Raw genomic sequence first — 26,920 nt, 5'->3', positions numbered from 1 at the left:
CTATATGAGTGAATTCATATTTGCAAAAAATGTGTTGCATGAAACTATATAGAGTTACAAACGCTTCATCGAGTCTATATACAGTATCCTAGTGACAAAAATTATGAATTTTCATTAATACTTTTGTTATTAATTTTCATAAATTTTAACTCTTGGGTTTAATCCATAATAATTATAAACGTTTATATAAGAAACTTCGGTTACTTCGTCTGCATCAAGTGCTAATACAAATGTTCTTGGGGTTGCATCATCCGTACAAGCACGTTCGGTTTCTGCTTTAAGATGAATAATCAATTCCGACTTATCAGTACTTAATTCAACAGTATAAAACTCAAGTGGACATGACCCCGATTCAATAATCCCTAGAAACAGTATAGCTTGACTATCCCAATCAACATCTTTTGGAACTCCTGTTAACCCAAAGTAATCCCAATGCTCATTAAAAGCATCTTGATTTGTTACTTTGTACGCTAACGTACCTTGCTCAGCTAACTCGTAAAAGGAAGCTGGTAATGTTTTCTCAGTTTTTATTACGTTACTAGACAAAGATAAGTCTTGGTTATCACTGATCCCACATCCCGTCACTCCCATTCCAAAAAGAAACAAAGTAAAAATCATTATTGAAATTTTAAATCCCATCAATATCCCTCCTTAAAACTACTATTCATTCTTTAGACGGTGAATCAAAAGATAAGTTACACTTCCATTTTGTTTTATTTGTGGAATAAACGAAGATATCGTGTTCCTTGCACAACTAAATGAATAACGGAATATTTTAATTTGAATAAGTAAGGAGTGATTTTATGGTTCAAATTGCTGTTGTAAGTAGTGGAGATTCGCTTTGGTCGATTGCTAATAGTTATGGTGTCCCTCTGGAAATCTTAAGTAATGTAAATGAAATTAGTCCAGAAACACCGTTAGTTCCAGGCCAAACACTAGTTATCCCAACAACTAATCGTTTTATCAATCCGTTTTTTTATCAAACTCCGATGCATTATCGATATCGACCAATTGAAGTAAATGCTTATGTTCGTGTGGATGATCCAAATGCAGTCAATATTGTTTATAAATACGCACCATATTTGACTTACTTCAATGTTTCAAGTTACCGTGTAACCTTTAGCGGTGAGCTTACTCCAATAAATGACGATGAAATTTTGAATGCAATTGAAGATACTGATGCCGTACCGATCTTTGTCATAACTAATTTTACTGGCGAGGAATTTTCACCTACTATCACTAGAGAATTATTTACGAATGAAACAGCTAGAGAGCGCTTTGTATCAAATTTAGTAGCTATTTTAGCAGAAAAGCCGTATTTTGCTGTAAATATTGATTTCGAAGAGAATTATCCTGAAGATCGAGAATTATATAATGAATTCCTACGGCAGATTACACCGAGAATTAAAGAACAAGGAGTGTTAGTTTCTACTACGTTAGCCCCAAAAGTTGGGCCTAGTGAACCTGTTGCTTGGTTCGGAGGGCTTGATCACGATTATGCAGCCCATGGTCAAATTGTTGATTTTGTTAATTTGATGACATATGATATTGGAGGTTGGTTTAGTGGTCCACCAGGGGCCGTCTCACCTTTACCAACCATGCGTGCCGTACTAGACTATGCAACATCGGTAATTCCTAACGATAAAATTATGTTAGGACTCCCACTATACGGATACGATTGGCAGTTACCATTTGATCCAACTGTTGATTTTGCAGAAACAATCGGACCAAGAGAAGCAGTAAATCTAGCAAGAGAAGTTGGAGCCGTCATCCGATATGACTACAACGTGCAAGCACCATTTTTCACCTACTATGACACAGCTGGTAATGAACATATCGTATGGTTTGAAGACGCTCGAAGTATGAAAGCAAAACTAGATCTTATTAATGAATATTCACTCAGAGGTGCTAGTTACTTTATACTAGGCCGTAGTTTCCCGGAAAATTGGGAATTACTTTCGGAAATGTTTAAAATCCAAAAGATATTGTGATGTAAACTAGCTCAAAAGAAAAAGCCTCGATCTTATAGAAGAGGCTTTTTACTGTTGGTTATTTTTTTATAATTTATAGCAGTAAACATCAAGTATATCAAATTAAATTTTAAATTTATTAATCATTCGCTCTAACTCTAAAATTGTATTAGACAATCTTTCTGATAAGTGACCGAGTTCTTCCGCCGCAGCAAATTGTTCTTCTGTTGTAGCTGTAACTTCTTCTGTTGTTGATGATGAAAGTTCTGCTACACTAACCATTTCTACAATTGCTTCCTCAACTTTCTCTTTGCTTACATTAATTTTCGCAATAGAATTTCCGATTCTAGAAACATCATTAATAATGACATTCGTATCATTTAATATATGCTCGAAAGAATCTCTAGTTTTATTTATTGAATTTGTTTGAATATCAAATAATGTTGTTGAGGACCTAACTAAATCTACCGAACATTCTGTTTGGTGTAAAATTTGATTAATAATTTTCTCTATATTCATTGTTGACTCTTTTGATTGTTCTGCAAGCTTTCTAACCTCATTAGCCACTACAGCAAATCCTCTTCCGGATTCTCCAGCTCTTGCAGCTTCAATACTAGCATTTAATGATAATAAATTGGTTTGTTCACTTATATCTTTAATAATTTTTATTATTCCTTGAATACCGGTAACATCTTTACCTAGTTTTACAATTGTTTGCTCAATCTCATAAATTTTTTCTTGTACATCTTTATTAAGTGTGGTTAATTCATTCATATTACTTATTGAATTACTACTTAAATCCTTTGTTTTAGCAGTGGCTATTGTCACATTCTCTACATTATTAGTTACGTCTAAGATTTCTTGAGATAACCCTTTCATTTCTTGGTTTGTTTTTTCAGCATAATCAACTTGTTCCACTGACCCTTTTGCGACTTCTTCAATGGCCGTTGCAATTTGTTCTGCTGCTTCGGATGATTCATTAGAAATCTTCTTTAAATGATCGGCATTTTCGACAGCGCTTTCAGCTACCTTTTTATTTTCTTGTATAATATTCTTTATATTTGCTAGCATATTATTAAAACTTTGTCCTAATCGACCAATTTCATTGTTTCGAAGGTAATCGGTTTGAACAGTTAAATCTCCATGTTCTGCTTTACTCATCAATGCTACCATCTTACTTAACGGTTTTGTTATGCTATATGTAATCTTAATGCCTACCAAAATAGATATAACAATACAAATGAAAACAATTAAATAAATTAAATACACAACACTATTAATTTCTTTCATTAAATAAGACTTTTGTGTAGAAATAACTACTTGCCAACCATTTGATAATTCATTATGTGAAATTAATTCACTACTATTGTTATTCGTATTTAAATGCCCTGTATACCGATTTCCAACTTCTTCATAATTATTACTTGCAATAACTTGATTTTCCTCATCCACAATATAAATTGTTCTCTCTAAAGTTACGTCCGATCCTACAACATCGTTAAAGATATCGCTACTTATTGTATAAATAAATACTCCCCGATCTCTCCCTGAATAGTCTCTAGCACTTTTAAATAGGTAAATATTTTCATGATCATTTTGAAAGCCATGACTCCATAATAAGGTACCATTGAGTTCATAAGCCTGCTTCTTAATGTCTGAATTAATGAATTCTTGTACATTTAAATAAATATTTTGCGGACCGTAACGAACTCCATCATTCCGTACAAATTGTATATTTTCAAGATTTCTATTAGTATTTGTGATTGCAGTTAATCCATCTGTCGCATTTCTGTTTTTCTGAAATATATCATATTCTGTTAAGTTTTGTTCACTTCCAACAAGGTTATCTAACAATTCAGAGTTACCAAAAGGAATTAATGTAGTTTGTACGATTTCATTAATCATTGTATTTATATTATTTGCTAAATGAAAGCCTATTTCATGAGTCATCTCTGATACTTTATCTTCTATAGTGTTCCTGGAAACTGAAAATACAAAACTAGCGATAATAATGCTTGGTATCACACCAAGTAGTATAAATGATACTATTAATTTCGTTTTTAATGTAGCATTATTAAAGATAAAATTCTTATTATTCCTCTTTCTTAATTGCGCACTTTTTTTTCCTTTTTTCTTAAGCATAATCCTCCTCCTAAGATATCAACTATGAGAAAAATACTTCTATCTCTAAATCTACCACCTCCTAATTAGTTTTTCACAGTTAAAAAGGCCTAGTTGAATAAAAGGGCTTACATTCTCTATTTTATACCAATTTTCGATATTGTAAAGTTTTCTATTACCCAATATTAAATATTTTTGTTTATTTTTACTTCTTTTTTACTTTTGATAAAATAAATATAGCACATTAGAAAAAAATTTATAAATGTTTGTTTTATGGAGGAAGAATGAACGACCTAAAATCAAATATATTCATCTATAAGGTTGTTGCCTCTGTGCTTCATATACAATTTTATTTTTGAATTTAATACAAAAAAGGTAAATAATAAACTTCTTTTACTAAAACTTTACCTTTTTTATTGAATAAAAAACTTAAATATTTTGTCGGGAAATTGTTTTTCCATCCAGGAAGCTCCGTAAAAAACGATTCGGATAGCATTCTCTACTCACCAGCATTTAGAGTTTTTATATGATATTTGTCTTGGATCTTTTTAGCTAATTTATATCAATACTGAGCCAAGAATTAGAAAGGTAATTGTGGTTGATAGCGAGCGGAAAGCTAACATTGAAGGAACTTGGGCAGCTTAAACAATAGCTGTTGTTCGTGTTCATACGATCATTACAGCAGGTGACGCTGCAAAGTTGCTATAAATGCTATTAGCCATCTAAACAGCAGTGAACGATACGTCGACCATGATATCATAATCAATGAAACTATAAAAGAACGCACAGTATGCGTTCTTTTATTTAGAAATTAGAGTTTATCAATTTTGAACTTAAAATGATTTCTAGCGCAAGTGCTTATCGACTAGAAAGGCTTCCTTGCCTCCATAACGATAACCTAGTGTCATTCAGCTCCCCTTTATCTCACTCGACTCGAACAAACTTATTACGTTTAAAGTTGTGTCGATTGCCCTTTTTTACAATATCCGAGAAGATAATGTCTTGTCTATTAAACTTTATGCACTTTTATCATAACCTTCTTAGTTTTCTAGCCATTTAACAGTCTATACATTATAGTTTGTCTATTTTTATTAAGCATTTTCAATTAACTCTAAAATTTGATTATAACAACTTGCATACTGATCTGGATTTGGATCTTCGCCCATTATTTTTGGTACTTCAAAATCAGATAGTACAAAATGATGCTTTGGTTTAACTTCATGTCTAGATAAACAATTTTTGCAACAAGCTAAAGGGCAACCATCAATAGCTATTATATCTCTCCCTGATTTGGCCGTTTTAACAAGTGGTTTTACATCACCACCTACTCCAGCAATACAGGACATTTCGGCAATTTTTTCTCGATCCATTTTTATTGCAATCATGTTAGCAGTTTGTGCAGCCGAGGAACAACCGGAACATGAATAGACAAGAGGTAAATTGTTTTTTGACATTCTTGTTCATCTCCCTATTTCATTCGATCAGAATATTTTGTTTTTTCACAATTTAAATTAGTTAGTATTATAACGTAAACTCCTAGATTAAAATGTGATAAACGCTACAAAATTTCAATGAAATTATCCTTGTCCCCTTTACCAAACGAATTGATTTGTTTGAAAAAAATAAAAGTTAGGTGTATCTATTCCACGTTCAAATTATGAATCATACTATACTCCCATACGTTTCATAAATACATTTCTCCAACTTGTAGACAACTCGTCTACTTCTAAAATTTTATTAATACCCTCAATATTGATTTTATCGTGATACATGATTTTGTTTGCAAAAGATATTGTTACGCTTTTAGAATTTCTTTCTAGTAGTTTCATAGGTTTAACTTTTGTTACTAAGCCTTCTTGTAACACTCTAAAATAAAAGCCCGTATAACCTGAATTTTGAACCCACAATGGAAGTTCTGGCTCATTATATTTTTGAGCCAATTTGTGACATGGTTGTCGTGGTTGCGTAACTTGAACAATCGCATCTCCCAATTCATAAATGTCTCCGATACACACTACCTCTTCTGTGAGGCCATCTATAGTTAGGTTTTCTCCAAATGCACCGAATGAAAGTGGTTGCTGTAACCTTTTCTGCCAAAATGGATAATACTGATAAGAATATACACAAACTGCCTTATCTTCTCCACCATGATTATCAAGGTCTGCTTGACCGTCACCTTCGAACGTTTCTTTATATAAGAAGATCGGTTTATTCACTTCTTGTTTATTTATCCCAGTAAATAAACTTTTCTCTTGAAAAGTTATACTCTTTGGCATTCCAACATTAACAGATATTATTTTGTTCGTATGATTAGGCATGTTTTTCCTCCAAATTAGTTTAATAGGCTTTGCTATAAAGCTAGTTCACTTTTTGTCCGAGTTTAAAAAATTAAGCTGATTTTTCTTTCAAATTTTGTTTCTCTTTTGTATCTTTAGAATAATAATTTAATGATATGACTCCAATAATTACCATTACTAATACTAATGTACGAAGTCCTCCTACGACCTCTTTAAATAAAACGATTCCTATAATAGTAATAAGCAATGTTCCTACTCCGACCCAAATGGCATAAGCAATAGTAAGTGGAAGTTCTTCCAGAGAACGTGCAAAAAAGTAAATGGAACATAACACACCTACTACTACAGCTAGATTGTACTCAATAATAGAAAATCCTTCTGAAAGTTTAATGTTAGTAGTAGCAAAAACTTCAAAAAAGATTGCAAGTAGTAAATAGCACCTCTTTTATTTTTCATCGTCAGGCTCATGCTCCTTAAATATTTAGTAAAACCACTCCTATAATATTTACGAACATTGATGTAACAGCCTTCAAATTAAGTTTCTCTCTGAATAAAAACTCTCCAGCTAAACTTGTCAGAACAACCCCAAGACCACTCCATGTAGCATAAGTAACGCCTACAGATATTTCTTGTACGATATTTGACAACAAATAAAATGTGAATAAATAGAAAAGGACTCCTACTATAGCTATTCCTTTACGTCTAAAACTTTTAGATTTTTTCAAAGCAATATCTCCAAAACTGCTAATAATGATTGCGGTAAATAATAGAAGATAAATCAACTACCTCACTCCTTTGTCCATCTAAGAAGTTCATGTAATACACGTTCTCTAACGTCCTTTTCAAGTGGTGCCAATCCAAATATTTCCGCAAACCATAGTCCATCGACAGCTAGACGGGCTATAGTGGAGTGTAAAGAATCAGTATGCTCCTTCTCTATTTCATCCTGCCAAACTACAAATTGTTTTTGTAAATTGCTCAGTAATTCCGGGTCCAGACGGATTTTTGTCAATTTATACTAGTTACACATTAGAATAAAAGCAGACGAAGTCCTCTCTTTTATTCTAAAAAACAAATTTCTACTTCATTAAGTTAAATTTATCGTCCTGAATTTTCGTACATAGGTAAATAAATCTTAACACTAGTTCCCTTGTTCACTTCACTTTCAATCGCAACGCTTCCCTTATGTTTATTAATAATTTGTTGAACGATCATTAAGCCAAGACCATTCCCATGTTTGCTAAGCAAATAAAATGGTTCTCCTAATTTTGATAATAATTGTTTCGGAATTCCACAACCCTCGTCTAAAAATTCAATCGTAAGGTTTCCATCGGTTACATCTATATTTATCGATAACTTACCACCATTGGGCATGGAAGATAACGCATTTTTAATTATATTTGAAAAAGCTGTTATGATTTGACTTCTAATAACTGGCACTGTAATGCTATTTTGTACTATCCGATAAGAATGTATAATATCATGTTTTTCAGGGTCAAAATCAATCAACTTTATTGTTTCTAATAGCAACTCATTTATATTAACTTTTTCAAATTTTTCATTTATTGGATCTGAAATTGCTAGAAACCGATTAATAATCTCTTCAATTTTATTGATTTCATCAATAATAACTTCTGAAAAAGCCTTTAAATTATGAGAATGATCATCAAACAAATACCAAAACCCTTTTAGTATAGTTAGTGGATTTCGAATTTCATCTGCTAACGATGAAACTACCTGGCCTATTGCGGAAACTCTTTCTTGGTACTTAGCTTGTTCCTCAGCAAATTTTTTATTGGTAATATCTAAATGGACAATTACTGCACAATTCATATAGTTAGTTTCCTCATGCAGTGGAGTCACATACATTACAAACCACCTTCTCTCATTTGGAGAGTGACACGAATACTCGTAGGTGAATAGGTTCTTTTCTCGATTTAACACTAATTGTATGTTTTCTATGACATACAACATTTCGTTTAACCCACCTTCTTTATAACTCTTCATACAAACATCAAAATAATTTATACCTATTCCACATGTTTCTTTGCTACCACCATTATTCCTATAGAAATCATCCCATTGATTATTCGTCAGAATTAAATTTCCTTCTTTATCGATAATTGCAATATTTTGAACCATAGAGTTGATTATTTTATCATGGATCATATTATTTTCTTCTGGACATTTAAACATTAGAAACCTCCAAGGGTAATAATTGAACCTTATAAATTCTTCCTTATTATGTCTCGTATTTTATAAGGTATTTAAACTAGATACAGTGTTTTATTTTTAGAAAAAAATAATTTTCGTAATTAACAAAAAACGTTAGCGAAACTAAATTTAGTTAAGACAGTCCGTGTAAGTAGTTAATATATCTTAGTGGCGTGTTGCATGAATGGGGAAGAATTCATTAAAGTAACATTAAAATAGCGCTCTCCATTGTTTTTTGGAAAACGCCTAGATTTAATAATTTAAATACATAATATGTTTAATAAATATGATCATTAAAACTATCCCCCTAGATGTTATATCTACAGGATGTATTCTTGCTTCAAGCGATTTATAAATTAATATGTCAGCTTCACTCATAATTACTTTTTTAATCTAATTAGTTATTACATGATTATCAACCCAATGGAAATCTATGAATTGAGGGTGTTCAATGACCTCAATTGGGAACTCTTCTTTTAGTTTATCCATTATGCATTTACTTCCAAAAACTTTTGTAAGTTTTTTGGGGTGAATATTTGATGTTTTAATAAATTCACGAACATTATAGGTTAAAAGTGGATTAGATTTATTTAATTTCACATGCTTATTAAGTCGTATTAGTTCGATAAATTTGTTCACTATTTCTTTTTCAGAGTGAGATTCTTTAAATTCAATAATCAAAGGTAATCAGCCCTTTCTAAATGTTTATAGTTTCTTAACAAAAGTTAGTTATATACTAGAAGACTAGTGATATTTAGTTAAACTTGTTCGTCATAACCCATGTCCACTAACATTGTATATGGATATGCAAGAAGTTCGTTCTCATTACAATTATTTAACTTATTTTGTATTATAGATTAAATTATTAATATTCAGATATTTCAAGTTAGTTTTTTTAACAAAGAAAATTTAACCTCTTTCATAAAATGATATAATTTATTCATCGATTAGATAAACTCGTACATTCAGTGGTAGATTTATCCCACTCTTAAGGGGCAGTAAGACCCCCACCTCAAAACGTAAGAAAATCGAAAATTTACGTGGGGGGATTAACTGCCCCTTAAGGTCCGATAAGTTAATGTTGCTTTTTCAGGCAAAAAAAATAACAGAACTCTTTTTGAGTCCTGTTATTTTCGTACTTAGCACCTTAATGAAAATAATCAACCTGTATTCACTAATCCAGCAGCAACACCACTAATAGAAAGTAGCACTTCTGTTAGAAGCTCTTCATAGTTGTCGTCTGTCTCACGCATGTTTTTGATCAAATGAACTTGTAAGAAGCTCAATGGGTCTACGTAAGGATTACGTCTACGAACAGATTCTTGGATAGTTGGTGTATGCTCAAGAAGTTCTTGATTACCTGTAATTAGTAAAAGAATTTCCCTTGTTCTTTTGTATTCATCTGAAATATCATTGAAAATTCTTTCTGCTATTTCTTTATCCTCAACTAAATTAATATATTCTTTTGCCGTCTGTAGATCAGCTTTCATTAATGCCATTTGAAGGTTATTAATTGTTGATTGGAAGAATGGCCATTTCTTATACATGTCCTGAAGCAGTCTTAAATTCTGATCACTCTTCATTGCGAAAGATTGCAAACCTGTACCAGCCGCATACCAAGCAGGGATCATTTGTCTAGACTGTGTCCAAGCAAACACCCATGGAATCGCGCGTAAATCTTCAAAGCGTTCGCTTCCCTTACGACTCATCGGCCTAGAGCCAATATTTAATGCTCCTAATTCTCTTAAAGGTGTCGCTTGTTTAAAGTAAGTTAAGAAATCTGGGTCTCCAAAGACAAGTGATTGATATTTTGCTAATGCATGTTTTGAAGCTTCTTCCATCGCATCTTCCCATGACTTTTCACGTACAAAGCCTTGTAATAAATTTTTCGAAGCATTTGCAGAAGCTTCTAATAATGCTGATGCTGCCTGTTCTAGATTTCGATAAGCAATATCTTCTAATAAATAACGTGAAGATAGAACTTCACCTTGTTCAGTTATTTTCACTCCATCACCAAGCGTTTCAGCAGGTTGTGATAAAATACTACGATTAAGAGGTCCGCCTCCACGTCCTAATGAACCACCACGTCCATGGAAGAATTTCAATTTAATATTAAATTCCTTAGCCATATCATGGATTTCTTTCTGAGCTTTGAAAAGCTTCCAATTTGCTGTTAATGTTCCGCCGTCTTTACTTCCATCTGAATAACCAAGCATGATTTCTTGGTGATTTCCTCTTTCAGTAATGTGATTACGATAAACATCCATTTCAAATAATGTCTTCATAATACCAGGACCTGCAATTAAGTCATCAACTGTTTCAAGTAATGGCGCTACATGTAAATGACTTTCTACTTTCCCATCTGCATGTAAACGATAGATACCAGCCTCTTTAGCTAGAACAAGTACTTCAAGTAGGTCACTTGCTGATTGAGTCATACTAACTAAGTATACTTCTATTGAGCGACTTCCAAATTCAGAATGAGCTTTCTTAATCATTTGGAATACGTTTAATACTTCTTGTGTTTCTTCAGAATAATCTTCTTCCACTAATAATAGTGGTCTTGGTTCACCCAAAACTTTCTCAAGAACTGCAACCTTCTCATTCTCAGGTAGGGCAGAATAATCATCAGTTATGTTAACAGCTTTTAAAATTTCAGTTACCGCAGTTTCATGTTCCCCACTATGGTTTCTAATATCAAGTGTAGCTAGATGGAAGCCGAATAACTCAACTTGACGAATTAGTTTTCGAATCTTTTTAAGTTTATTATTTGCAGGCTGATGTTTTTCAGCACATTCTTTAACCATTACAAGATCCTTCAATAATTCTTCTGCTGAACGATAACCAATTTTTGTGTTTCCTACGTTTCGTAAACGTTTAAGGATTACAGCAAACTTACGTCGATAAATCTCGTTCTTAATCGGCCAAGCTTCTCCAGGCTCTAGATATAATTGCTCATCTTGTTTAACGGACTGAATTAACTCTTCACTTATTGATACTCGAGAACTAGCTTGACTAAAACGTTTCATTAACTCAGTTGCTGCTTCTTTATATTTTTTTAACACTAATTTCCGCTGAAGTTTTAATGTTTCCCACGTAATTTCTGGCGTAACGTTAGGATTTCCATCACGATCTCCACCAATCCACGAACCGAAGAATAGAAAGTTTGGCACTTTCCACGAATGAGACGGATAATAACTTTGTAACTGATTTTCTAACTCTTCATGTATATCTGGTAGGACCTCAAATAATGTATCGTCAAAATAATAAAGACCATTTTTAACTTCATCAAGTACCGTTGGCTTGCGATAACGTAATTCATCAGTTTGCCATAAAGCAGTAACTTCATTAAATAAACTCTCATCCAAATCTTTTCTTTGTTTCTTTAGTAATATCGGATTGTCAAATTGCTGAAGTAACTTTGATATGCGCTTTTGTGTTTCAAGCACCGTCCGCTTTGTTGCCTCTGTTGGATGAGCCGTGATAATTAGTTCAATTGATAAATCATTTAAAACTTTTTGAATAACATCTTCAGAAAAATGGTTTTCTTTTAAAGAAGATACCGCACTTTCAATCGAAATGGGTTGTACACAGCCTTTTTCATGTAAATGATATTGGCGGTGACGGCGGATCCTATGATTTTGTTCTGCAATATTTACTAGATGAAAATAAATTGAAAAAGCACGAATAACTTGTTGGCGTACAGGTGGCTTAAGACTACTAATCTCTTCTTTAAAACTTAAGTATAATTCTTCATTATAGTTTTCTCTTAAGCTTTTTGCCTTCTTCCTTATTGCTTCAACTTTTTCTAATAATGAAATTCCACCTTCATGGACGAGAATTTCTCCTAAGATATTCCCAAGTTTCCTCACATCGTTCCTCAAAAGAGAACTGTTATCTACTGTAACATTGATCATTTAATCATCCCCCAATTATAAAATCATTTCTTTCATGTTAAATTAGAAAAGCCTACGGTAACAAAGGTAGCTTTCTATCGACAAACCATTTTTCTTTGACCTACATAAACGATATCAACTACGACTGGTAGACATCAATGTCCCACCCGGACAAAAAGCGTCCCTTCCCAAAAAGGTAGTACCTAAATTGCTAGTTCTCCCTATATTAACAAAAATAATTAGAATAATCCATCATTTCAGATACTTTTATGTTTAAAACCATTTCTAAAAGTAATGAAAATTTTGAATTTATATTTTATTATTTTTTGTATAACAAAGAAAAAACACGCTGTAAGAATGAGAATTTTTTATCCTTTAAAAGCTAAAAAAATTCAATGGCATGGTCAGTTAAACCCTTCTTTCGACCGATTTTGACATACACCTATTTAATTCCATTATAATCTAGTATGTAGATTTATCAATAATTTACTTTAAGCTTTGCTTCATATTTAATATATCTAAATTAAAAATAACGAATCAACATCCTTCTGATTATCATAAAGTTAATTTTTCCATACTTAAACAAAATTATTAATAATCCCATTATAAAGTGAACTAACAATCAGTGAAGATTTTCCTCATCCCTCACTGATTGTTAGTTTACCTTATCGGACCTTAATGGGCATTTATCATCTACCTAAGTTTTTTCGGTTGTCCTACGTTTTGAAGTAGGGGTCTTACTTCCCCTTAAGAGTGGGAGAAAACTGTAATTATTTTCATTAAAACTGTGAATATTACCATCTAGTTTAATAATGTCAATCATTTATTATTCTGCCTCTGAGTTATCTCAAAAGGTTGATCCTGACATTATTTTTCTTATTGGAGATGTGATCGGCGACAAAAACTGGAAGGTCGGCAAGTAGAGGTCTGCTCTTTGAACGCAATCTATATGCTTCTGCGTCTGACAGCACTGCTTCGAAGTAGGCTTCTCGAAGCAGTGATTTGTGCGACGAGTAATCGCAGGAGCAAAGTAGCATGAAGCATCATCAAAGAAGCAATCTAGGAAGTCAGTGAAGTCAGAAACTTGACTGAAGTGATAGAGCTGATGGCGCCTGGAGCTAGACAGTTTTCAAGTTAGAAATTTATAAATTCTGATAATGAGAAAAAGACACAGTTTCCCATTCTACTGAAAAACTGTGTCGCAAAGGTATAATATACACTACTTTCCACCGAGCAACTCTCGTGTTTTCTCTAATATCTCTTGATCTTTTAATCGGAATTTAAATTCGACGCGCCTTGAGGCTTGATGACTATATTTTCCAGCTTCATCAGTACGTCCGTCAGTATAAGACCTTCCGTTGACCGTTAATTTCTCTTTTAAATGAATCTGAATATTTTGATACGGAAAATCTTTACTTAAAATATATTCAGCTACGCTAAAAGCTCTTTGTTGAGAAAGCTCTAAGTTGTATAAATAGTCCCCAATTTGATCTGCATGACCTTCAATGATAATTTCTGATATATAGTCCTTATATCCCCGTTCCAACAAGACGTCTAAATACATTGGAACAAACTCATTTAAAAATTCATAACCCTCAGGCTTTAAGACAGCTGCATCAAATTCAAACAAAATATCCGTACTAAAAATCATCGCACCAGTTTTTTCGTCGATCTCTATGTCTACACTAGAAGCACTAAATTCTTCATTTAAATCATTGATTAGATCTACTCTAACACCCATGATTTGGTCGATCGTTCGTTTCATCTCTTCTATTTGAAATGATTTTATGACCATCATAATGATAAAGATTAAGATGAAACAAAGTAAGATCACCGTTAACAAATCTGTGAATGACGGCCAGAAATAACCTTCCTCCTGCTCACCTTTAAATAATTTTCTATATTTATTATTCATTGCTTCCAACCCTTATTCGTTGACTTTGTCTCACTGCTTCTTGTGCGAAAACATGAAGATTACGATTTAAGTTCTGGATTTCTTGATTTAAATCATTGATCGTTTGCTGAGTATAGCGACTATTTCTTTGTTGATTTTCTGTTGTTATTTCCCCTAATTGTTTAAACTCTTTTTTTACGGCGTCATTCATATCAACGACATAGTCGCCGATGTTTCTACTAACTTTATCCAGTTTATCTCCAAGAGTTCCCTCTAAATTAGTGACATATCTTGAAAGTGTATCTTTAAGTATACCAACGCTTGCCTCAATTTGGTTTTCTCGATGATTAAATGAATCAGTCATTTGTGTGATTGTACGATTAATTTCGTTTAGTAATTGTTGATTTTTTATACCTATTTGCTCATATGAACGTGTCGCATCATTCAAGTTTTTTTCAAAGGTTTGAGAATCAACAGCATGAGCTTTCAGGTGATTACTGAAGTCTTGATTAAATTGCTTCAGTTCATCAAAACGTTCTGATAATAGACTTTTATATTCTTCCTGAGCTCTATTTATCATATCTAATGCTTCAGGCAGTCTGACAATCGAGGAGCCTAACCGATCAAAATCTTTTCTAAGTTCTTTTAAATAAGTAGTAATTCCCAATAATTTTGAACTTAGATCATCTCCAAAAATCCCTTTAAACTGTCGATTGTTTTCTTTCATTAATTTTACTAGATTATCGCTCTGAACATTCATTCTCTCAAATGCACCATACATGGATTCTTGCCTATCAGAAATAGTTGAGAAGAAGTCCTTCAAATCACTAACAGAAGTTTGAAATTCGTTCAACGTTTCTGTCTGAGAGTTTGTAAGTTCTGAAACTTTTTTATATGTTTCAGTAAACGCAGCCGTCATCTTTTCGTTTCTTTGATCCATCTTGTAAAAATAAGTGAATAATTGGTCAAAATTCTTATTTAGCTTAGTGACACCACTATCAAAACCTTCAGTAACTTTTTTTACACTGTGAAAAAGCACATTGAAATCTCTCAAATTTTCGGTTAAACCATCATTAAACTTTGCTAAATCACGTGCTGATTGCTGCAATCCAACTGTATACTCTTGAAACCCTTTGAAAGATTCTACAATGTTGCCGAGTGATTCTTCATTTGTTTTTCGAAGCTCGACAATAGATGAATTAATTGTTTCTGAAACTTCAATGAGGCGTGCCATCTCATCTTGATCTTGTTCATCTAAATAAGACTCTGTTTTTAACATAATGTCCGTTAACATATATTCCGTATTAATTACTTTCGTAAGTACTGTCATGATTAACGATAGTCCCATACCTGCAATACTCGTATAAAATGCTACATCTATTCCAGATAGTACAAGTGCCACGTTTTCTACTAACTGATCTCCTGTTGAATCGATACTACCTAGTGACATTGCAAGACCAATAAATGTCCCTAATACACCAACTAAAATAAAAACAGATACAGTCATCTGGATGATTTTAATGAGACTAACAACCGGTACATTTAACATTCGCCAACTTGAAAACTTCTTTTGAACAAAAGTTTCTACTTTTACTTTTTCACTTTTCTTCTTTTGTTCAAATTCACCTTGAAATTGATTCAATGGGTCAATATCTAATGAATTTGTTGAACTAATGAAATCGCGTACTCTTCTTAATCTACTATACAAAATAAAATGACTGACAACAGCGACTACAAACCCTACAAATAAGACCATAAAAATAAATTCAATCAATGAATTTGATAAAATAGATTGAGCCTGCTGTTCACTTATAAAAATTTTTAAAATTGCTTCAACCACTGAATTTCCCCCCTACTATAAAGAGTTAAAAGACGAAAGTAGAAAGTGCAACTATTTTGCAACTTGTCACTTAAACCTCTTTTTTTATAGCTATTCATAAGTTGGACAATTCATGCATGGGGGGTCGGAGTTTAAAGCGTTTACTTTCTATTTTTTGTGTATTAGCAACTTATCTATTATTGTAATTAAAAGAAGTACTAAAATATCATCACTATTAGAGATCCTACTGCTGAAAGAAAAAATGAATGGTTACTCGTGAATTGTGCACAAATTTCATCTACGTCCGCGTAATAACTAGTTATATGTTAAATAATCAATAGCCCAAAATGTATGGGCTATTGATATGCTTTTCCTTTTGTTAATATACATGGAACTCCTTTACCTACCGCACCAGGCTTATTCATTTTTTCTATATAAGCCAAGCCTCTTGCACATTGACGTTTACACGTGATACAAGATTTAGATGTTACCATCTTCATTGTGTATTCATATTTTTGATTTGCTGTTAATGGAGCAACTTTTTTCTTTTTTCCCATATTGTATCACTCCTATGTTTGATGCTTTATTCTATGCACCAAATTCCTCTGAGTGAGTGAGCTGAGAAAATATTCTTTTATTAGAACATGCTTCAAATTGCATTAATTTAGTGATGTGAAACTATGTCTAATGATGTAAATTATGTATTATGATTTCTTTCAATTACAGTTTTTTCACAACATCTTTTTCCAAAACACTAAACTTTCCGCTCGGCTCTAAATATACCTTTTTAACTTCTGATACTGATGAATAACCAGCTATTCGTAATTCTTCCATTAATTCATTCTTACTTATCCTAGCTTTACGTAACCCACTCATAACAATCGTCCCATTTTCAATTAGTTTTATCGGACTCCCTTGAACGATTATTTCAAACAACCTACTTTTTATCGATAAAAAACTCAATACAATTTGAGCTATGACTAATGCTGAAATAGCAACTACTGAGATTAAAGGATTTAATTCTGGATCAGATAAGGGTTTTGCTATTAATGCCCCTATAGCAATAGCAACAACGAGGTCAAAGTCAGTTAATCTACCTACAGCTTGGCTTCCCATAATACGAAAAGCTGTCAAACCAACAACAAACATCCCTAGAGCTTTTGTAAATGAAAGTAAATATTCCATTAAATCCACCTCGTTTTTCTTGACTTTACATTTTAAGTATATCCAATCAAGATATAAAAAAATGTTCTTAGGTAAATATTGTAGTGTTAGTAACTGGAAGTATTAAAGTCCTTTACTTCAGTTGACATATTTAAATAGTTTAATCAAACTGATTTGTACTTTAGGGTCATAGCCCCCCACCTCTAAGCGTAGGTGGGAACTTCCATTCAGGTGGAGTTGAGAGACTCCATTTGAATTTCCGATGTTCAAGCGAAGCTAGAACGAGTTCTCTGACATATCGTATTTGAGGGCTAAATAATTTTTCAACATCTGATAAGTTATAAATTATCATTGAATCTTAATGACTAAAGTCTTAGCATAGCTTTTTAAGCCATCCATAAAATTTTATACTTTATGATAATTGATAGTACAAAAAAGGTATAATTCCCTCGTTTTTTGGGAATTATACCTTTTTCCATTCAGGAAGTCTTTTTTTAGTTCTTAAACTAAATTAGGCTTGTTGCTTACGCAGTCTCCTTGAAAAAAGAATAAAGATCGGAAGTGGAATGATGATCCAACCAAAAGACTTAATCAAACTATTCTTTGCTCGATTTTTTGAACGTTCGATTTCTGCCTCTCTGTAATTATTGTACATAGCTCTCATTTCTTCTTCATTATACTCTTCTACAACTCTTTCATTATCTGGTGTGAACTTATAATTTTGGTTCATTTTATATTCTTCATAACTCATATAATAATCGTTAGGAACAATAATATCAGAAGCCGCCATAAACAAACCAACTCCACCACCAATGGACATCATCAACGTTGCAAAACAAACTAAATAAACATAAAGATTTTTTATCAATTCATTCACCCTCTCTTGGTCAGACTCGCCGTGCTTACCTGCAAAAATAACAAAAATAATAAATAACACCACACACAAAAAAACGATAGGAAATAAAAGAGAAACCATTTTTTCACCTCGCTTTCAGTTTACATGATAAAATTTAAATAAAACAGAAAAATAATAAGTCTTTCCATACATTCTACATAAGTAATTGAAATTAAATTCCCATTTTAATTATAGACGGGAGAAACGAAAAAAAGTTACTCGTCTTTTTATGTATTAAAGAAAAGTTTACTTATTTCAGTAAAAATATTATTGTTGATTTCACTAATGGAAAAAGGAGATAGTACTTACTTTAATGGTGTTGTATGGATACTCCCATCACTTAATCAAACTGATTTGTATTTATGGGTCATAGCCCCCCACCTCTAAGCGTAGGTGGGAACTTCCATTCAGGTGGAGTTGAGGATCCATCTGAATATCCAATGCTCTCGCGAAGCTAGAACGAGTTCTCGATCATTTGAAGAAGTTAGTCTCCTGCCATAAATGATAGATAAATTTAGTATCACAAAGACCTACTCGCATTTGCGAATAGGTCTTTCTAGTTGTGATAATTATTTATTGACCTTGCCCTAATGAATAACCACGTTCACCATTAAACTTATAGAGATTTTCTGTTTTTATACAGTTGATCCCCGCTTCGTCAACGCGTTGTAATAAGTTTATAATATCTTTATTGTTTTTTGTGGCATTTGATGTTAATTGGAAACGACATCTCCAATGGTCAGTTGTAAATGTTTCTGGAAATCCGTTTGGATATACTTTTACACCACGATTTGTGATGACAACTAACTCAAATTCTGGCCCTGCGACTTTTTTAAGTGCTTCTCCTAATTCATTAGATGTTAATGTGTTGTTCAAAACAAAAACATCGACGCCATCTAATTCTTGAACAACATCAGTTTTTACTCGATCTTTTGCTTGAGGAGCAAACTCTAACTTAACCTCTTCGCCTTCCTTAATTTCTTTATATATAACAGGAGCAAATGTAGAAGGTTGCTGACCGAGGCGTTGAATGATTGCTTCAGCAAACTCCATGGTACCTACTGAAGCACCGCCCTTAGCAATATCTCCGGTGAAAATTCCATCTTCTAGCGTTTTTAACCATGCATTATGAATTTTCGTCGCTACCTCTGGTTGTCCAATGTGTACTAGCATCATAATAGCTCCATGAATTAATCCAGATGGGTTCGCAATCCCTTTTCCTGCAATGTCAGGGGCACTTCCGTGAATAGCTTCAAACATAGCTACATGATCACCAATATTAGCGGAGCCTGCTAAACCTACACTTCCTGTAATTTGCGCAGCCACATCAGAAGCAATATCCCCATAGAGATTTGGCATTACAATTACATCAAAGTCCTGTGGAGTATCCGCGATTTTTGCGATTCCAATATCAATGATCCAGTGCTCAGTTTCAACTTGAGGATATTCTTTTGAAATTTCATTAAAGACTTTATGGAAAAGACCATCCGTTAATTTCATGATATTGTCTTTTGAGAAACAAGTTACTTTTTTACGATTATTCTTTACCGCATATTCAAACGCATATCGAATAATTTTCTCACTTCCAGGACGAGTGATTAACTTCAAACATTGTACTACTTCAGGTGTTTGCTGATGTTCAATTCCTGCGTACAAGTCTTCTTCATTTTCCCTAACAATGACAAGGTCTACATTAGGATGCTTCGTCTTTACAAACGGATCATATGAAATATTTGGTCGAATATTTGCATAAAGACCTAGCGTTTTACGAATTGTAACGTTTAAACTTTTAAACCCACCACCCTGCGGCGTAGTAATTGGTGCTTTTAGGAAAACTTTTGTGCGGCGAAGAGATTCCCATGCTTCTTCACTGATACCGGATGTTTCACCAGATAAATATACTTTTTCCCCGATATCGATAAACTCAGGTTCAATTTCAGCCCCAGAAAACTCTAATATTTTCAGTGTTGCATCCATTATTTCAGGTCCTATTCCATCACCTTTTGCAACTGTAATATGACGCTTTTTAATCATTTTAGATACCCCCTATTTAAAACTAAGTTGTAACCTATTCAATCATTGGTTCTAATGATTGAATAAATTACAATATCTAATCTTTAATCAATGTTATACCGTACCAAAATTCACTTATCAAAGTATAAGTTTTGAGTTTGTAGTTTCAATCTTTTAAAGTCAGATACATATATTATAATCTTTTTTCGACAATCCCCACACTTTGTTTGTAAGATTATCTATCAAGAAAACGACGGTTTCTACATAAACAACGCTATCCAAACCTTTAAATAATATTTGTGACTATTTACTTTGCTTTTCAATTTATCAATACATTTAGGTATGCATAAGACTTATTCTAACAGGCTAACCTACCTTTGAACCTTATACTATCCATTAACTTAATATTAAAGTAGGTTAATATTCTTATTTAGGGGTGTAGATTATGGACAACGTGTTTGATTATGAAGATATCCAGTTGATCCCTGCAAAAAGTGTGGTAAGAAGTCGCTCTGAGTGTGATACAACCGTAAACCTTGGTGGTCATACATTTAAGTTACCAGTTGTGCCGGCAAATATGCAAACAATTATCGATGAAAAAATAGCCATTTACTTAGCTGAAAATGGTTACTTTTATATTATGCACCGCTTTGAACCTGAGAAGCGAATATCTTTTATAAAGGACATGAAAATTCGAAGGTTAATTGCGTCAATTAGTGTTGGTGTAAAAGATGTTGAGTATCAATTCATTAAGCAATTGGCAGAAGAACAACTTTCACCAGATTACATTACGATTGATATTGCGCATGGACATTCTAATGCTGTAATTGAGATGATCCAACATATTAAAAACCATCTACCTAATTGTTTTATTATTGCTGGAAATGTTGGAACACCTGAAGCAGTAAGAGAATTAGAACATGCTGGAGCTGATGCCACAAAAGTCGGAATTGGACCAGGCAAGGTATGTATTACAAAGATTAAAACCGGATTCGGTACTGGCGGTTGGCAATTAGCTGCACTACGTTGGTGTGCAAAGGCAGCAAGAAAGCCGATTATAGCGGATGGTGGTATTCGTACACATGGGGACATAGCAAAATCGATTAGATTTGGAGCATCAATGGTCATGATTGGTTCATTATTTGCCGGTCACGAAGAATCACCTGGACAAACCATTGAGAAAGATGGAATTCTTTGCAAAGAATATTTTGGTTCAGCTTCAGAATTTCAAAAAGGTGAAAGAAAAAATGTTGAAGGAAAAAGAATGTATGTCGAACATAAAGGCTCTCTACAAGATACCTTAATTGAGATGGAACAGGATCTTCAATCCTCTATATCTTATGCAGGTGGAAACAAGTTAGAGGCAATCCGACATGTAGATTATGTCATTGTTAAAAATTCTATCTTTAACGGAGATAAAGTTTACTAAATTCTGATACTAAAAATAAAGGAGTTGCCAGTTTGAAATGTCCTTTACAAAGGGTACACTTTAGATTGACAACCCCTTTTTCCACATGAATTAAATTCAGATTTTATCTTTTATGCAAAGAACAAACTCTTATTTGTTTCTTTTTGCATCATTTCAATTTGTAGTAATTTTACTTTGAAAAGTGAAATTGGATCAATGTAGCTTTCGGGATTCGATTTTAACTGTTGCAATCTTTCTTTCTTATGTTGAATATCAAGTTGTTCGTTTATGATCACTTCTTGTAAATCGATAAATGGTGCTTTAAAGAACATCGTAATATCACGTTCTAAACCTTTTTCAAACAATTCAAATTGTAACATAAATTGATTGGTACTCGCTGTTGCTACCTTTTCATAATCTTCTTTTTCGATAAGGTTTTTGTACATGTTACATAACATTGTCTTGTTTGGGAGAAGAGTTCCAAATACTTTTCCAGCACCTTTCATAACCAATTGTGAAGGAGTTGATCGATTTAGAATATTTATCGTTTCTAATTGTACCCCATTTGATATTCTGAGGGCATCACGGCTCCAATCGTCAACTACTTTAAAGTCACATTTGAGATTAAAGCGTAGCTGTCCATACATCATATTAAAGCCTTCACTCATTTCCTCTAAATAGTCTTGACTAAGAGAAAACTCCTCAGTGGATTTTTCAATCCAGACATTAATACCCTTTGAAAATTTTGGTAATACACTATGTTCGATATAATTATGAATTCTTTCGTTCATCTTTTCGTTTAGTTCAATATGAATGTTTCCAAAGTTGCTATCCTCTTTTATTAAACTAGAGCATTCTTTTAATAATTTAGGGATCGCCATCTTTAAATCCATCTTAATGTCGTCTTTTATTTCCCGATAAGAACGTTGCATGATGTCCATTTTTTCCCTCTCCAAATCACTTAACTGGTGAACAGCTGCATTTACCTTAGAAACGACATCTTCTTTCCAACGTATTTCCTCAGTTATTTGAGTTTCCGTTTCCACTCGTCTTTTTAAAAGATAGGTAAGGGTTTCTCGAATGTAAAATAATAACTTCCTGTTACGAACATCGGTTCTCGACTGATAATTAAATACTTCTTGTATGAAGCCAGACAAGTCTTCCGTTTGTTTGCTGCTTTTATTATGCGTTGAATACGGGAAGATTTTAGCCTTGGGAAAACTATCCGAAATTATGGTACGTGTTTCTTCTACCAATTGAGTTACTTCTTCTTGATGATAAATAGCATCCGTTTTCAGTAAGAAATGGATTGGCACGTTTGGTAGTTGTTCTTGAAGTTTTAGTAAAAGTTCACGATCTCTTTCTGAAAAGAGGGTCGTTGGAGTTAAGACATATAACAAACCGTCAGCGAACTGGGCAAAAGTTAACTCTTCTTTTTTATTATGTTTCATCGCTTCATTCGCATTGTAATTAAAATCAGGTATATTAATTAAAGTTAACTGATTTTCTTCTAAAAAACGGTTTGGTATTTTAACGTGAATTAGCGATGTTTGGAGTGTATTCCCTTCCTCTTCTTCTTTCTCTTCTTGTTTCATTTCAAAAAGTTCATTGAAACTTTCAACCGGGTGAATTGAATGAGAAGAAATTTCATACAATTGAAATTCTTTATCATTACTATAACAAACAACTGTGCCAGCTGGACTAGATCCACTATTATTGCTTAGTAAAGATTTGATAACAGTCGTCTTCCCATTCTCATGCATTCCGGTAATTAGAAGATAGTTAGTTTGTAAATCTTTCACTTTATTTACGGAGTATTTTAGACGTTGGTCAATATCTAACTTAAGACTCTTCGTCCAATTTGTAATTTCATCAAATAATTCTATGCTTCGATCGATGTTTACTGTATCTTTGTTAGAATTCTTTAGAATATATTCAGCTTTTTCTACAATGGTAGAACTCACTGATGTTTTGAAACTTTCATTCCAAGCAAGAACGGATGTTGCTGCAAATATGGAATAAGTATCATCTGCAACATGTAACCAATTAGTAAGTAGATCTGGAACGATATCTCTTATTTCTTTTAGTAAATATTGTCCACTAATTAAGTTGAAATAAGTTTCATAATAGTTAGCAGCTAAATCGTGCCAGGTCTTAGATGGATCTATTTCAATACGTAAGATTAAACGATTGATTTCACTTAGCCACGAAAAATACACCTCTTCATCTTTATAGCTATTCCAAAGTGAAACAACAAGCTTTTCGAAGCATCTTTGATCCACGCTATATAACACTTCTAAAAGTTCAGAATAATAATCGGGCGGAGTCGGTTTGGTTAACCCTTCTTCTACATAATTATTTAATACTTCAAACCACTGTATGTGTTCCGTTCGGATTGCTTCATTAACTACAAGCTCAATAGCGCTACTCCAATCACGATACTCTTCAAAAAAAGAACGAGCAACTTCGGTCAATGTTGGATAATCTGGATTTAAGGAAACTGATTTTTTAATGATGTCGGCTGCTAAATCTAGTTCCTCCATTTCGTTGTAAATGGAAAATAATTTTAATGCCACTTCAGAATTTAAAGCTAAACTTTCACTAGTTACGGATTTATATAAGTCAATAGCTTTCGGAAATTGACTAAGCTCATAATAGGCATCAGCCATATTTTTTCTTGCCCAATACTCTAAGTGATTATGTACCTTCTCCCACTTGAAAATAGCAGTTTCATAATCTTTGTTTTGAAAGTACACTTCCCCTTGTGAAAAACGAATATACGAAAGATCCGAATCTTTATTATTTTGTTCACTCATATATAAATTACCAAGAAATTGTACCAGATTATCATTCTCTTGATCTGGCATTATCGTTTCATAATACTTTTTTTCGATCAGCTGTTTTTCTACAGTCATGACTTTTCCTCCAAGTATGTATTTGTTATTCCTTGTAAGTCTACTACTTTTCTCAAAAAATACTCAGTTTTGTACCTGCTCTATTAGCCGGTTAACTAAAATCATTTTACTACCTATTATTTCAAATAACCAATTAATTTACAATAATTCAAAGGTAGGATAAAAACAGCTAATCAAATTAAAAGATTTAGCGCGTTAAAGCTTTACCTCACCGGGGGTCAGACCCCCGAAATTTTCTTTATTAAACCTTCTACATAATTAGGTTGATTCATGATCGTCCTAGCTAAACCAATAAAATCTACTTCTCCACTTGCTACCATATCCGTTGCAATGTGAATATTTTCTAATTCACCTGCACCAATAACTGGAACAGAAACATGCTCCTTCACAGTTTTGAGCATACCTCTTAACATCGCAGGTCCCTGCAAACCTAAAGGGGGCATAAGTCCAGTCGAAACATCAAGAATGTCTATACCCTCTTCCTCTAATTTTTTTGCTACAAAACACGAATCCTCAAGTGTAGTTCCGCCTGGTAAAAGATCATCCACCCCTAAACGTACTAAAAGGAGAAAGTCTTCACCAACAGCTTTCCTTATCTCTATAGTTACTTCCATAAGTAACCTACTTCTATTTTCTAAACTACCTCCGTATTGATCTGTTCTTTGATTAGTAAGTGGTGATAGAAATTGTGTTAACAAAAAACCGTGACAACTATGTATTTCTACTCCATCAAAACCAGCCTTCTTTGCACGGATTGCCGCTTGAATAAAAGTATCTTTTATTTTGGTAATTTCAGAGATCGATAAATGCTTTGGTAACGATCGATTGAAGGTGGGATTTACGATAGCTGAAGGTGCCACTGCTTCCATTCCTGTTAAGTTAGTGTCTGCAGCACTCCCTGCATGGTTTATCTGTAAAACAGCAACCTGATTGTTGTTGTGTATAGTAGTTGAAAGTTTTGATAATCCTTCAATACATTCATCTCGATCGACAAAAAGTAAATTTTCACGATATTGACCATCTAGTGCAATCGCTGCTTGCTCAACAACGATCAATGAAGGACCTTTCCGTTGTTCGTAAATAAACAAAAGTTCATCAGTGACTAACCCAGAGTTTGTTGCTTTCGCAATATCAAAAGGGGCACAAACATAGCGATTATTGAAAACGAAATCTTTAATTGTCTTACTTTCTAATAAAATATCTGATTTGTTCATACTATTTTTTCTCCATTCTTTTTTAATACTTAATAATTCTGGAAAAATCATTTCAAGATGACTATTTTATACAAGTCTATAGTATGCATTCATACATTACAATTTAATTCACCATAATTCCTATAGGAAATTCCGAATGTTTTGTTAACTATTACTTTTTTACTGTTATTTAAGGTAATTTCATATTTCTATTCCCTTGTTTCATTAAAATTTATCTATTTGAGAACTTGTTCTTTGTAAGTAAAACATTTAATCACAAATACTTTCACTTATAACAGTGACAGTTTGCTTTTCTTCAATTTTAGTACTTTTCTATAAGTACATTAACCAACTCTTTTCTTCTAGTGTTTAGTAATGTTGTCTTAGTTCCTAATTTTTAAAAAAAATTACAGATTAGTCAGTACGAAAGAGAACTCGTTTTAGCTTCGCTAGAACATCGGAAATTCTGTTGGAGTCTCAATTCCACCTGAATGGAAATTCCCACCTATGCTACGCTTAGAAGCGGGGGCCATGACCCTTAAGTGCAAAACAATTTGATTAATTATTGTTTATAGAATAGTAGTGTTTGGAAACTTATGTTATAGGGAGGGATTATTAGAGGTATAAAATATCATTAATAAGCACGAGATTTAAAAAACGATTAGTTAATTTGTTACTTTGGGGTGGTATTACTATTAGAAATTATTAGAGCATGTAATAATTCATTGTTCTGACCAACAGCAAGAAAAGCGCAAAGCGCGCCATGGTCACAAGCAGCTGCTCCTGTGCCACTCCGTTTGCTCGAGAGCAATTGTTTTTCGTGCGACGAGTAATCGCAGGAGCAAAGCTGCATGAAGCTAATCTACGAAGGATCTCAAGCAGTAATTGAAGTCCGTTGCTTGACTGAAGTGACCGAGCTCGTAGGCTGATTGCGTTAGACAGATTTCAAGTTAGAATTAATAAATTCTGATTATGTAAAAAAAACGTTCATAACTCGCTATAGTTTATGCAGTGCGTTTTGGGTAATTATGACCTTCACTTATATATCTGTATAGTTTTTCAACAACTATTTTTGTTCGTTCAAAGTTGCTGAAATTCATTACCTCGACCTGAAGGTAACA

General features: G+C 33.1%; 19 protein-coding genes and 1 pseudogene. 2 read left to right on the top strand and 18 right to left on the bottom strand.

Annotated elements, in window-relative coordinates:
• Nucleotides 1-129: 129 nt before the first annotated feature.
• Nucleotides 130-639 (bottom strand): hypothetical protein, encoded by a 510-nt coding sequence (locus BKP37_RS08410; protein ID WP_071309170.1) that lies wholly within the window; start codon nucleotides 637-639, stop codon nucleotides 130-132.
• Between the two features lie 164 nt (nucleotides 640-803).
• Between BKP37_RS08410 and BKP37_RS08405 the strand changes: the two genes are divergently transcribed.
• Nucleotides 804-1,991 carry a glycosyl hydrolase family 18 protein gene (locus BKP37_RS08405; protein WP_071309169.1) on the top strand — a complete coding sequence of 396 codons (1,188 nt, stop codon included), beginning with the start codon at nucleotides 804-806 and terminating at the stop codon, nucleotides 1,989-1,991.
• A 102-nt stretch (nucleotides 1,992-2,093) separates the two neighbouring features.
• Here BKP37_RS08405 and BKP37_RS08400 read toward each other — a convergent pair whose 3' ends face one another.
• From BKP37_RS08400 to BKP37_RS08335, 15 genes and pseudogenes are all read right to left on the bottom strand, one after another.
• Nucleotides 2,094-4,112, bottom strand: coding sequence for a methyl-accepting chemotaxis protein (locus tag BKP37_RS08400; RefSeq protein ID WP_071309168.1), 2,019 nt, complete (start codon nucleotides 4,110-4,112; stop codon nucleotides 2,094-2,096).
• 1,070 nt (nucleotides 4,113-5,182) lie between these two features.
• Complete coding sequence (locus tag BKP37_RS08395; protein WP_071309167.1) at nucleotides 5,183-5,545, bottom strand: putative zinc-binding protein; 363 nt, start codon at nucleotides 5,543-5,545, stop codon at nucleotides 5,183-5,185.
• A gap of 213 nt (nucleotides 5,546-5,758) precedes the next feature.
• Nucleotides 5,759-6,409: an MOSC domain-containing protein gene (locus BKP37_RS08390; protein WP_071309166.1), complete on the bottom strand. Its 651-nt coding sequence runs from the start codon at nucleotides 6,407-6,409 to the stop codon at nucleotides 5,759-5,761.
• A gap of 70 nt (nucleotides 6,410-6,479) precedes the next feature.
• Nucleotides 6,480-6,812: pseudogene (locus BKP37_RS19165) on the bottom strand (DMT family transporter); the annotation flags it as partial.
• A gap of 49 nt (nucleotides 6,813-6,861) precedes the next feature.
• Nucleotides 6,862-7,170, bottom strand: a complete 309-nt coding sequence (locus BKP37_RS08385) for a DMT family transporter (RefSeq protein WP_071309165.1) — start codon at nucleotides 7,168-7,170, stop codon at nucleotides 6,862-6,864.
• 5 nt (nucleotides 7,171-7,175) lie between these two features.
• Nucleotides 7,176-7,400 (bottom strand): hypothetical protein, encoded by a 225-nt coding sequence (locus tag BKP37_RS20970; protein ID WP_071309164.1) that lies wholly within the window; start codon nucleotides 7,398-7,400, stop codon nucleotides 7,176-7,178.
• An 86-nt stretch (nucleotides 7,401-7,486) separates the two neighbouring features.
• Nucleotides 7,487-8,584 carry an ATP-binding protein gene (locus BKP37_RS08375; RefSeq protein WP_071309163.1) on the bottom strand — a complete coding sequence of 366 codons (1,098 nt, stop codon included), beginning with the start codon at nucleotides 8,582-8,584 and terminating at the stop codon, nucleotides 7,487-7,489.
• A 411-nt stretch (nucleotides 8,585-8,995) separates the two neighbouring features.
• On the bottom strand, nucleotides 8,996-9,283 hold the full coding sequence (locus BKP37_RS08370) for a hypothetical protein (protein ID WP_071309162.1): 288 nt from the start codon (nucleotides 9,281-9,283) through the stop codon (nucleotides 8,996-8,998).
• 479 nt (nucleotides 9,284-9,762) lie between these two features.
• Complete coding sequence (ppc, locus tag BKP37_RS08365; RefSeq protein WP_071309161.1) at nucleotides 9,763-12,519, bottom strand: phosphoenolpyruvate carboxylase; 2,757 nt, start codon at nucleotides 12,517-12,519, stop codon at nucleotides 9,763-9,765.
• Nucleotides 12,520-13,717: 1,198 nt separating this feature from the next.
• Nucleotides 13,718-14,413 carry an OmpA family protein gene (locus BKP37_RS08360; RefSeq protein WP_071309160.1) on the bottom strand — a complete coding sequence of 232 codons (696 nt, stop codon included), beginning with the start codon at nucleotides 14,411-14,413 and terminating at the stop codon, nucleotides 13,718-13,720.
• On the bottom strand, nucleotides 14,406-16,232 hold the full coding sequence (locus BKP37_RS08355; protein WP_071309159.1) for a MotA/TolQ/ExbB proton channel family protein: 1,827 nt from the start codon (nucleotides 16,230-16,232) through the stop codon (nucleotides 14,406-14,408). The genes BKP37_RS08360 and BKP37_RS08355 overlap by 8 nt, the downstream gene beginning before the upstream one ends.
• Before the next feature lie 335 nt (nucleotides 16,233-16,567).
• The gene (locus BKP37_RS08350) at nucleotides 16,568-16,768 is read right to left on the bottom strand and encodes a hypothetical protein (protein WP_071309158.1); all 201 of its coding nucleotides are present in this window, start codon (nucleotides 16,766-16,768) and stop codon (nucleotides 16,568-16,570) included.
• Nucleotides 16,769-16,931: 163 nt separating this feature from the next.
• Nucleotides 16,932-17,396 carry a DUF421 domain-containing protein gene (locus tag BKP37_RS08345; protein WP_071309157.1) on the bottom strand — a complete coding sequence of 155 codons (465 nt, stop codon included), beginning with the start codon at nucleotides 17,394-17,396 and terminating at the stop codon, nucleotides 16,932-16,934.
• Between the two features lie 490 nt (nucleotides 17,397-17,886).
• Entirely contained in the window at nucleotides 17,887-18,351 is a 465-nt protein-coding gene (locus BKP37_RS08340) for a hypothetical protein (protein WP_071309156.1), read from the bottom strand.
• A gap of 492 nt (nucleotides 18,352-18,843) precedes the next feature.
• A complete protein-coding gene (locus BKP37_RS08335; protein WP_071309155.1) occupies nucleotides 18,844-20,304 on the bottom strand; it encodes an NADP-dependent isocitrate dehydrogenase in 1,461 nt (486 codons plus the stop codon).
• Between the two features lie 424 nt (nucleotides 20,305-20,728).
• Between BKP37_RS08335 and guaC the strand changes: the two genes are divergently transcribed.
• Complete coding sequence (gene guaC, locus BKP37_RS08330; protein ID WP_071309154.1) at nucleotides 20,729-21,712, top strand: GMP reductase; 984 nt, start codon at nucleotides 20,729-20,731, stop codon at nucleotides 21,710-21,712.
• Between the two features lie 110 nt (nucleotides 21,713-21,822).
• Here the strand turns inward: guaC and BKP37_RS08325 are convergent, their stop codons facing one another.
• Nucleotides 21,823-24,606 carry a tetratricopeptide repeat protein gene (locus tag BKP37_RS08325; protein ID WP_071309153.1) on the bottom strand — a complete coding sequence of 928 codons (2,784 nt, stop codon included), beginning with the start codon at nucleotides 24,604-24,606 and terminating at the stop codon, nucleotides 21,823-21,825.
• Between the two features lie 218 nt (nucleotides 24,607-24,824).
• On the bottom strand, nucleotides 24,825-25,820 hold the full coding sequence (locus BKP37_RS08320) for an oxidoreductase (protein ID WP_071309152.1): 996 nt from the start codon (nucleotides 25,818-25,820) through the stop codon (nucleotides 24,825-24,827).
• Nucleotides 25,821-26,920 lie beyond the last annotated feature (1,100 nt).

Origin of the sequence: Anaerobacillus alkalilacustris (assembly GCF_001866005.1) — a bacterium.
In the GTDB taxonomy this organism is placed as follows: Bacteria; Bacillota; Bacilli; order Bacillales; family Anaerobacillaceae; genus Anaerobacillus; species Anaerobacillus alkalilacustris.
This window is presented reverse-complemented; position numbering and strand designations above follow the sequence as displayed.

Excerpts from the sequence above, each read along its gene's own strand:
- BKP37_RS08410 (WP_071309170.1), bottom strand. The coding sequence starts at position 639 with ATGGGATTTAAAATTTCAATAATGATTTTTACTTTGTTTCTTTTTGGA.
- BKP37_RS08405 (WP_071309169.1), top strand. The coding sequence starts at position 804 with ATGGTTCAAATTGCTGTTGTAAGTAGTGGAGATTCGCTTTGGTCGATT.
- BKP37_RS08400 (WP_071309168.1), bottom strand. The coding sequence starts at position 4,112 with ATGCTTAAGAAAAAAGGAAAAAAAAGTGCGCAATTAAGAAAGAGGAAT.
- BKP37_RS08395 (WP_071309167.1), bottom strand. The coding sequence starts at position 5,545 with ATGTCAAAAAACAATTTACCTCTTGTCTATTCATGTTCCGGTTGTTCC.
- BKP37_RS08390 (WP_071309166.1), bottom strand. The coding sequence starts at position 6,409 with ATGCCTAATCATACGAACAAAATAATATCTGTTAATGTTGGAATGCCA.
- BKP37_RS08375 (WP_071309163.1), bottom strand. The coding sequence starts at position 8,584 with ATGTTTAAATGTCCAGAAGAAAATAATATGATCCATGATAAAATAATC.
- ppc (WP_071309161.1), bottom strand. The coding sequence starts at position 12,519 with ATGATCAATGTTACAGTAGATAACAGTTCTCTTTTGAGGAACGATGTG.
- BKP37_RS08360 (WP_071309160.1), bottom strand. The coding sequence starts at position 14,413 with ATGAATAATAAATATAGAAAATTATTTAAAGGTGAGCAGGAGGAAGGT.
- BKP37_RS08350 (WP_071309158.1), bottom strand. The coding sequence starts at position 16,768 with ATGGGAAAAAAGAAAAAAGTTGCTCCATTAACAGCAAATCAAAAATAT.
- BKP37_RS08345 (WP_071309157.1), bottom strand. The coding sequence starts at position 17,396 with ATGGAATATTTACTTTCATTTACAAAAGCTCTAGGGATGTTTGTTGTT.
- BKP37_RS08340 (WP_071309156.1), bottom strand. The coding sequence starts at position 18,351 with ATGGTTTCTCTTTTATTTCCTATCGTTTTTTTGTGTGTGGTGTTATTT.
- BKP37_RS08335 (WP_071309155.1), bottom strand. The coding sequence starts at position 20,304 with ATGATTAAAAAGCGTCATATTACAGTTGCAAAAGGTGATGGAATAGGA.
- guaC (WP_071309154.1), top strand. The coding sequence starts at position 20,729 with ATGGACAACGTGTTTGATTATGAAGATATCCAGTTGATCCCTGCAAAA.
- BKP37_RS08325 (WP_071309153.1), bottom strand. The coding sequence starts at position 24,606 with ATGACTGTAGAAAAACAGCTGATCGAAAAAAAGTATTATGAAACGATA.
- BKP37_RS08320 (WP_071309152.1), bottom strand. The coding sequence starts at position 25,820 with ATGAACAAATCAGATATTTTATTAGAAAGTAAGACAATTAAAGATTTC.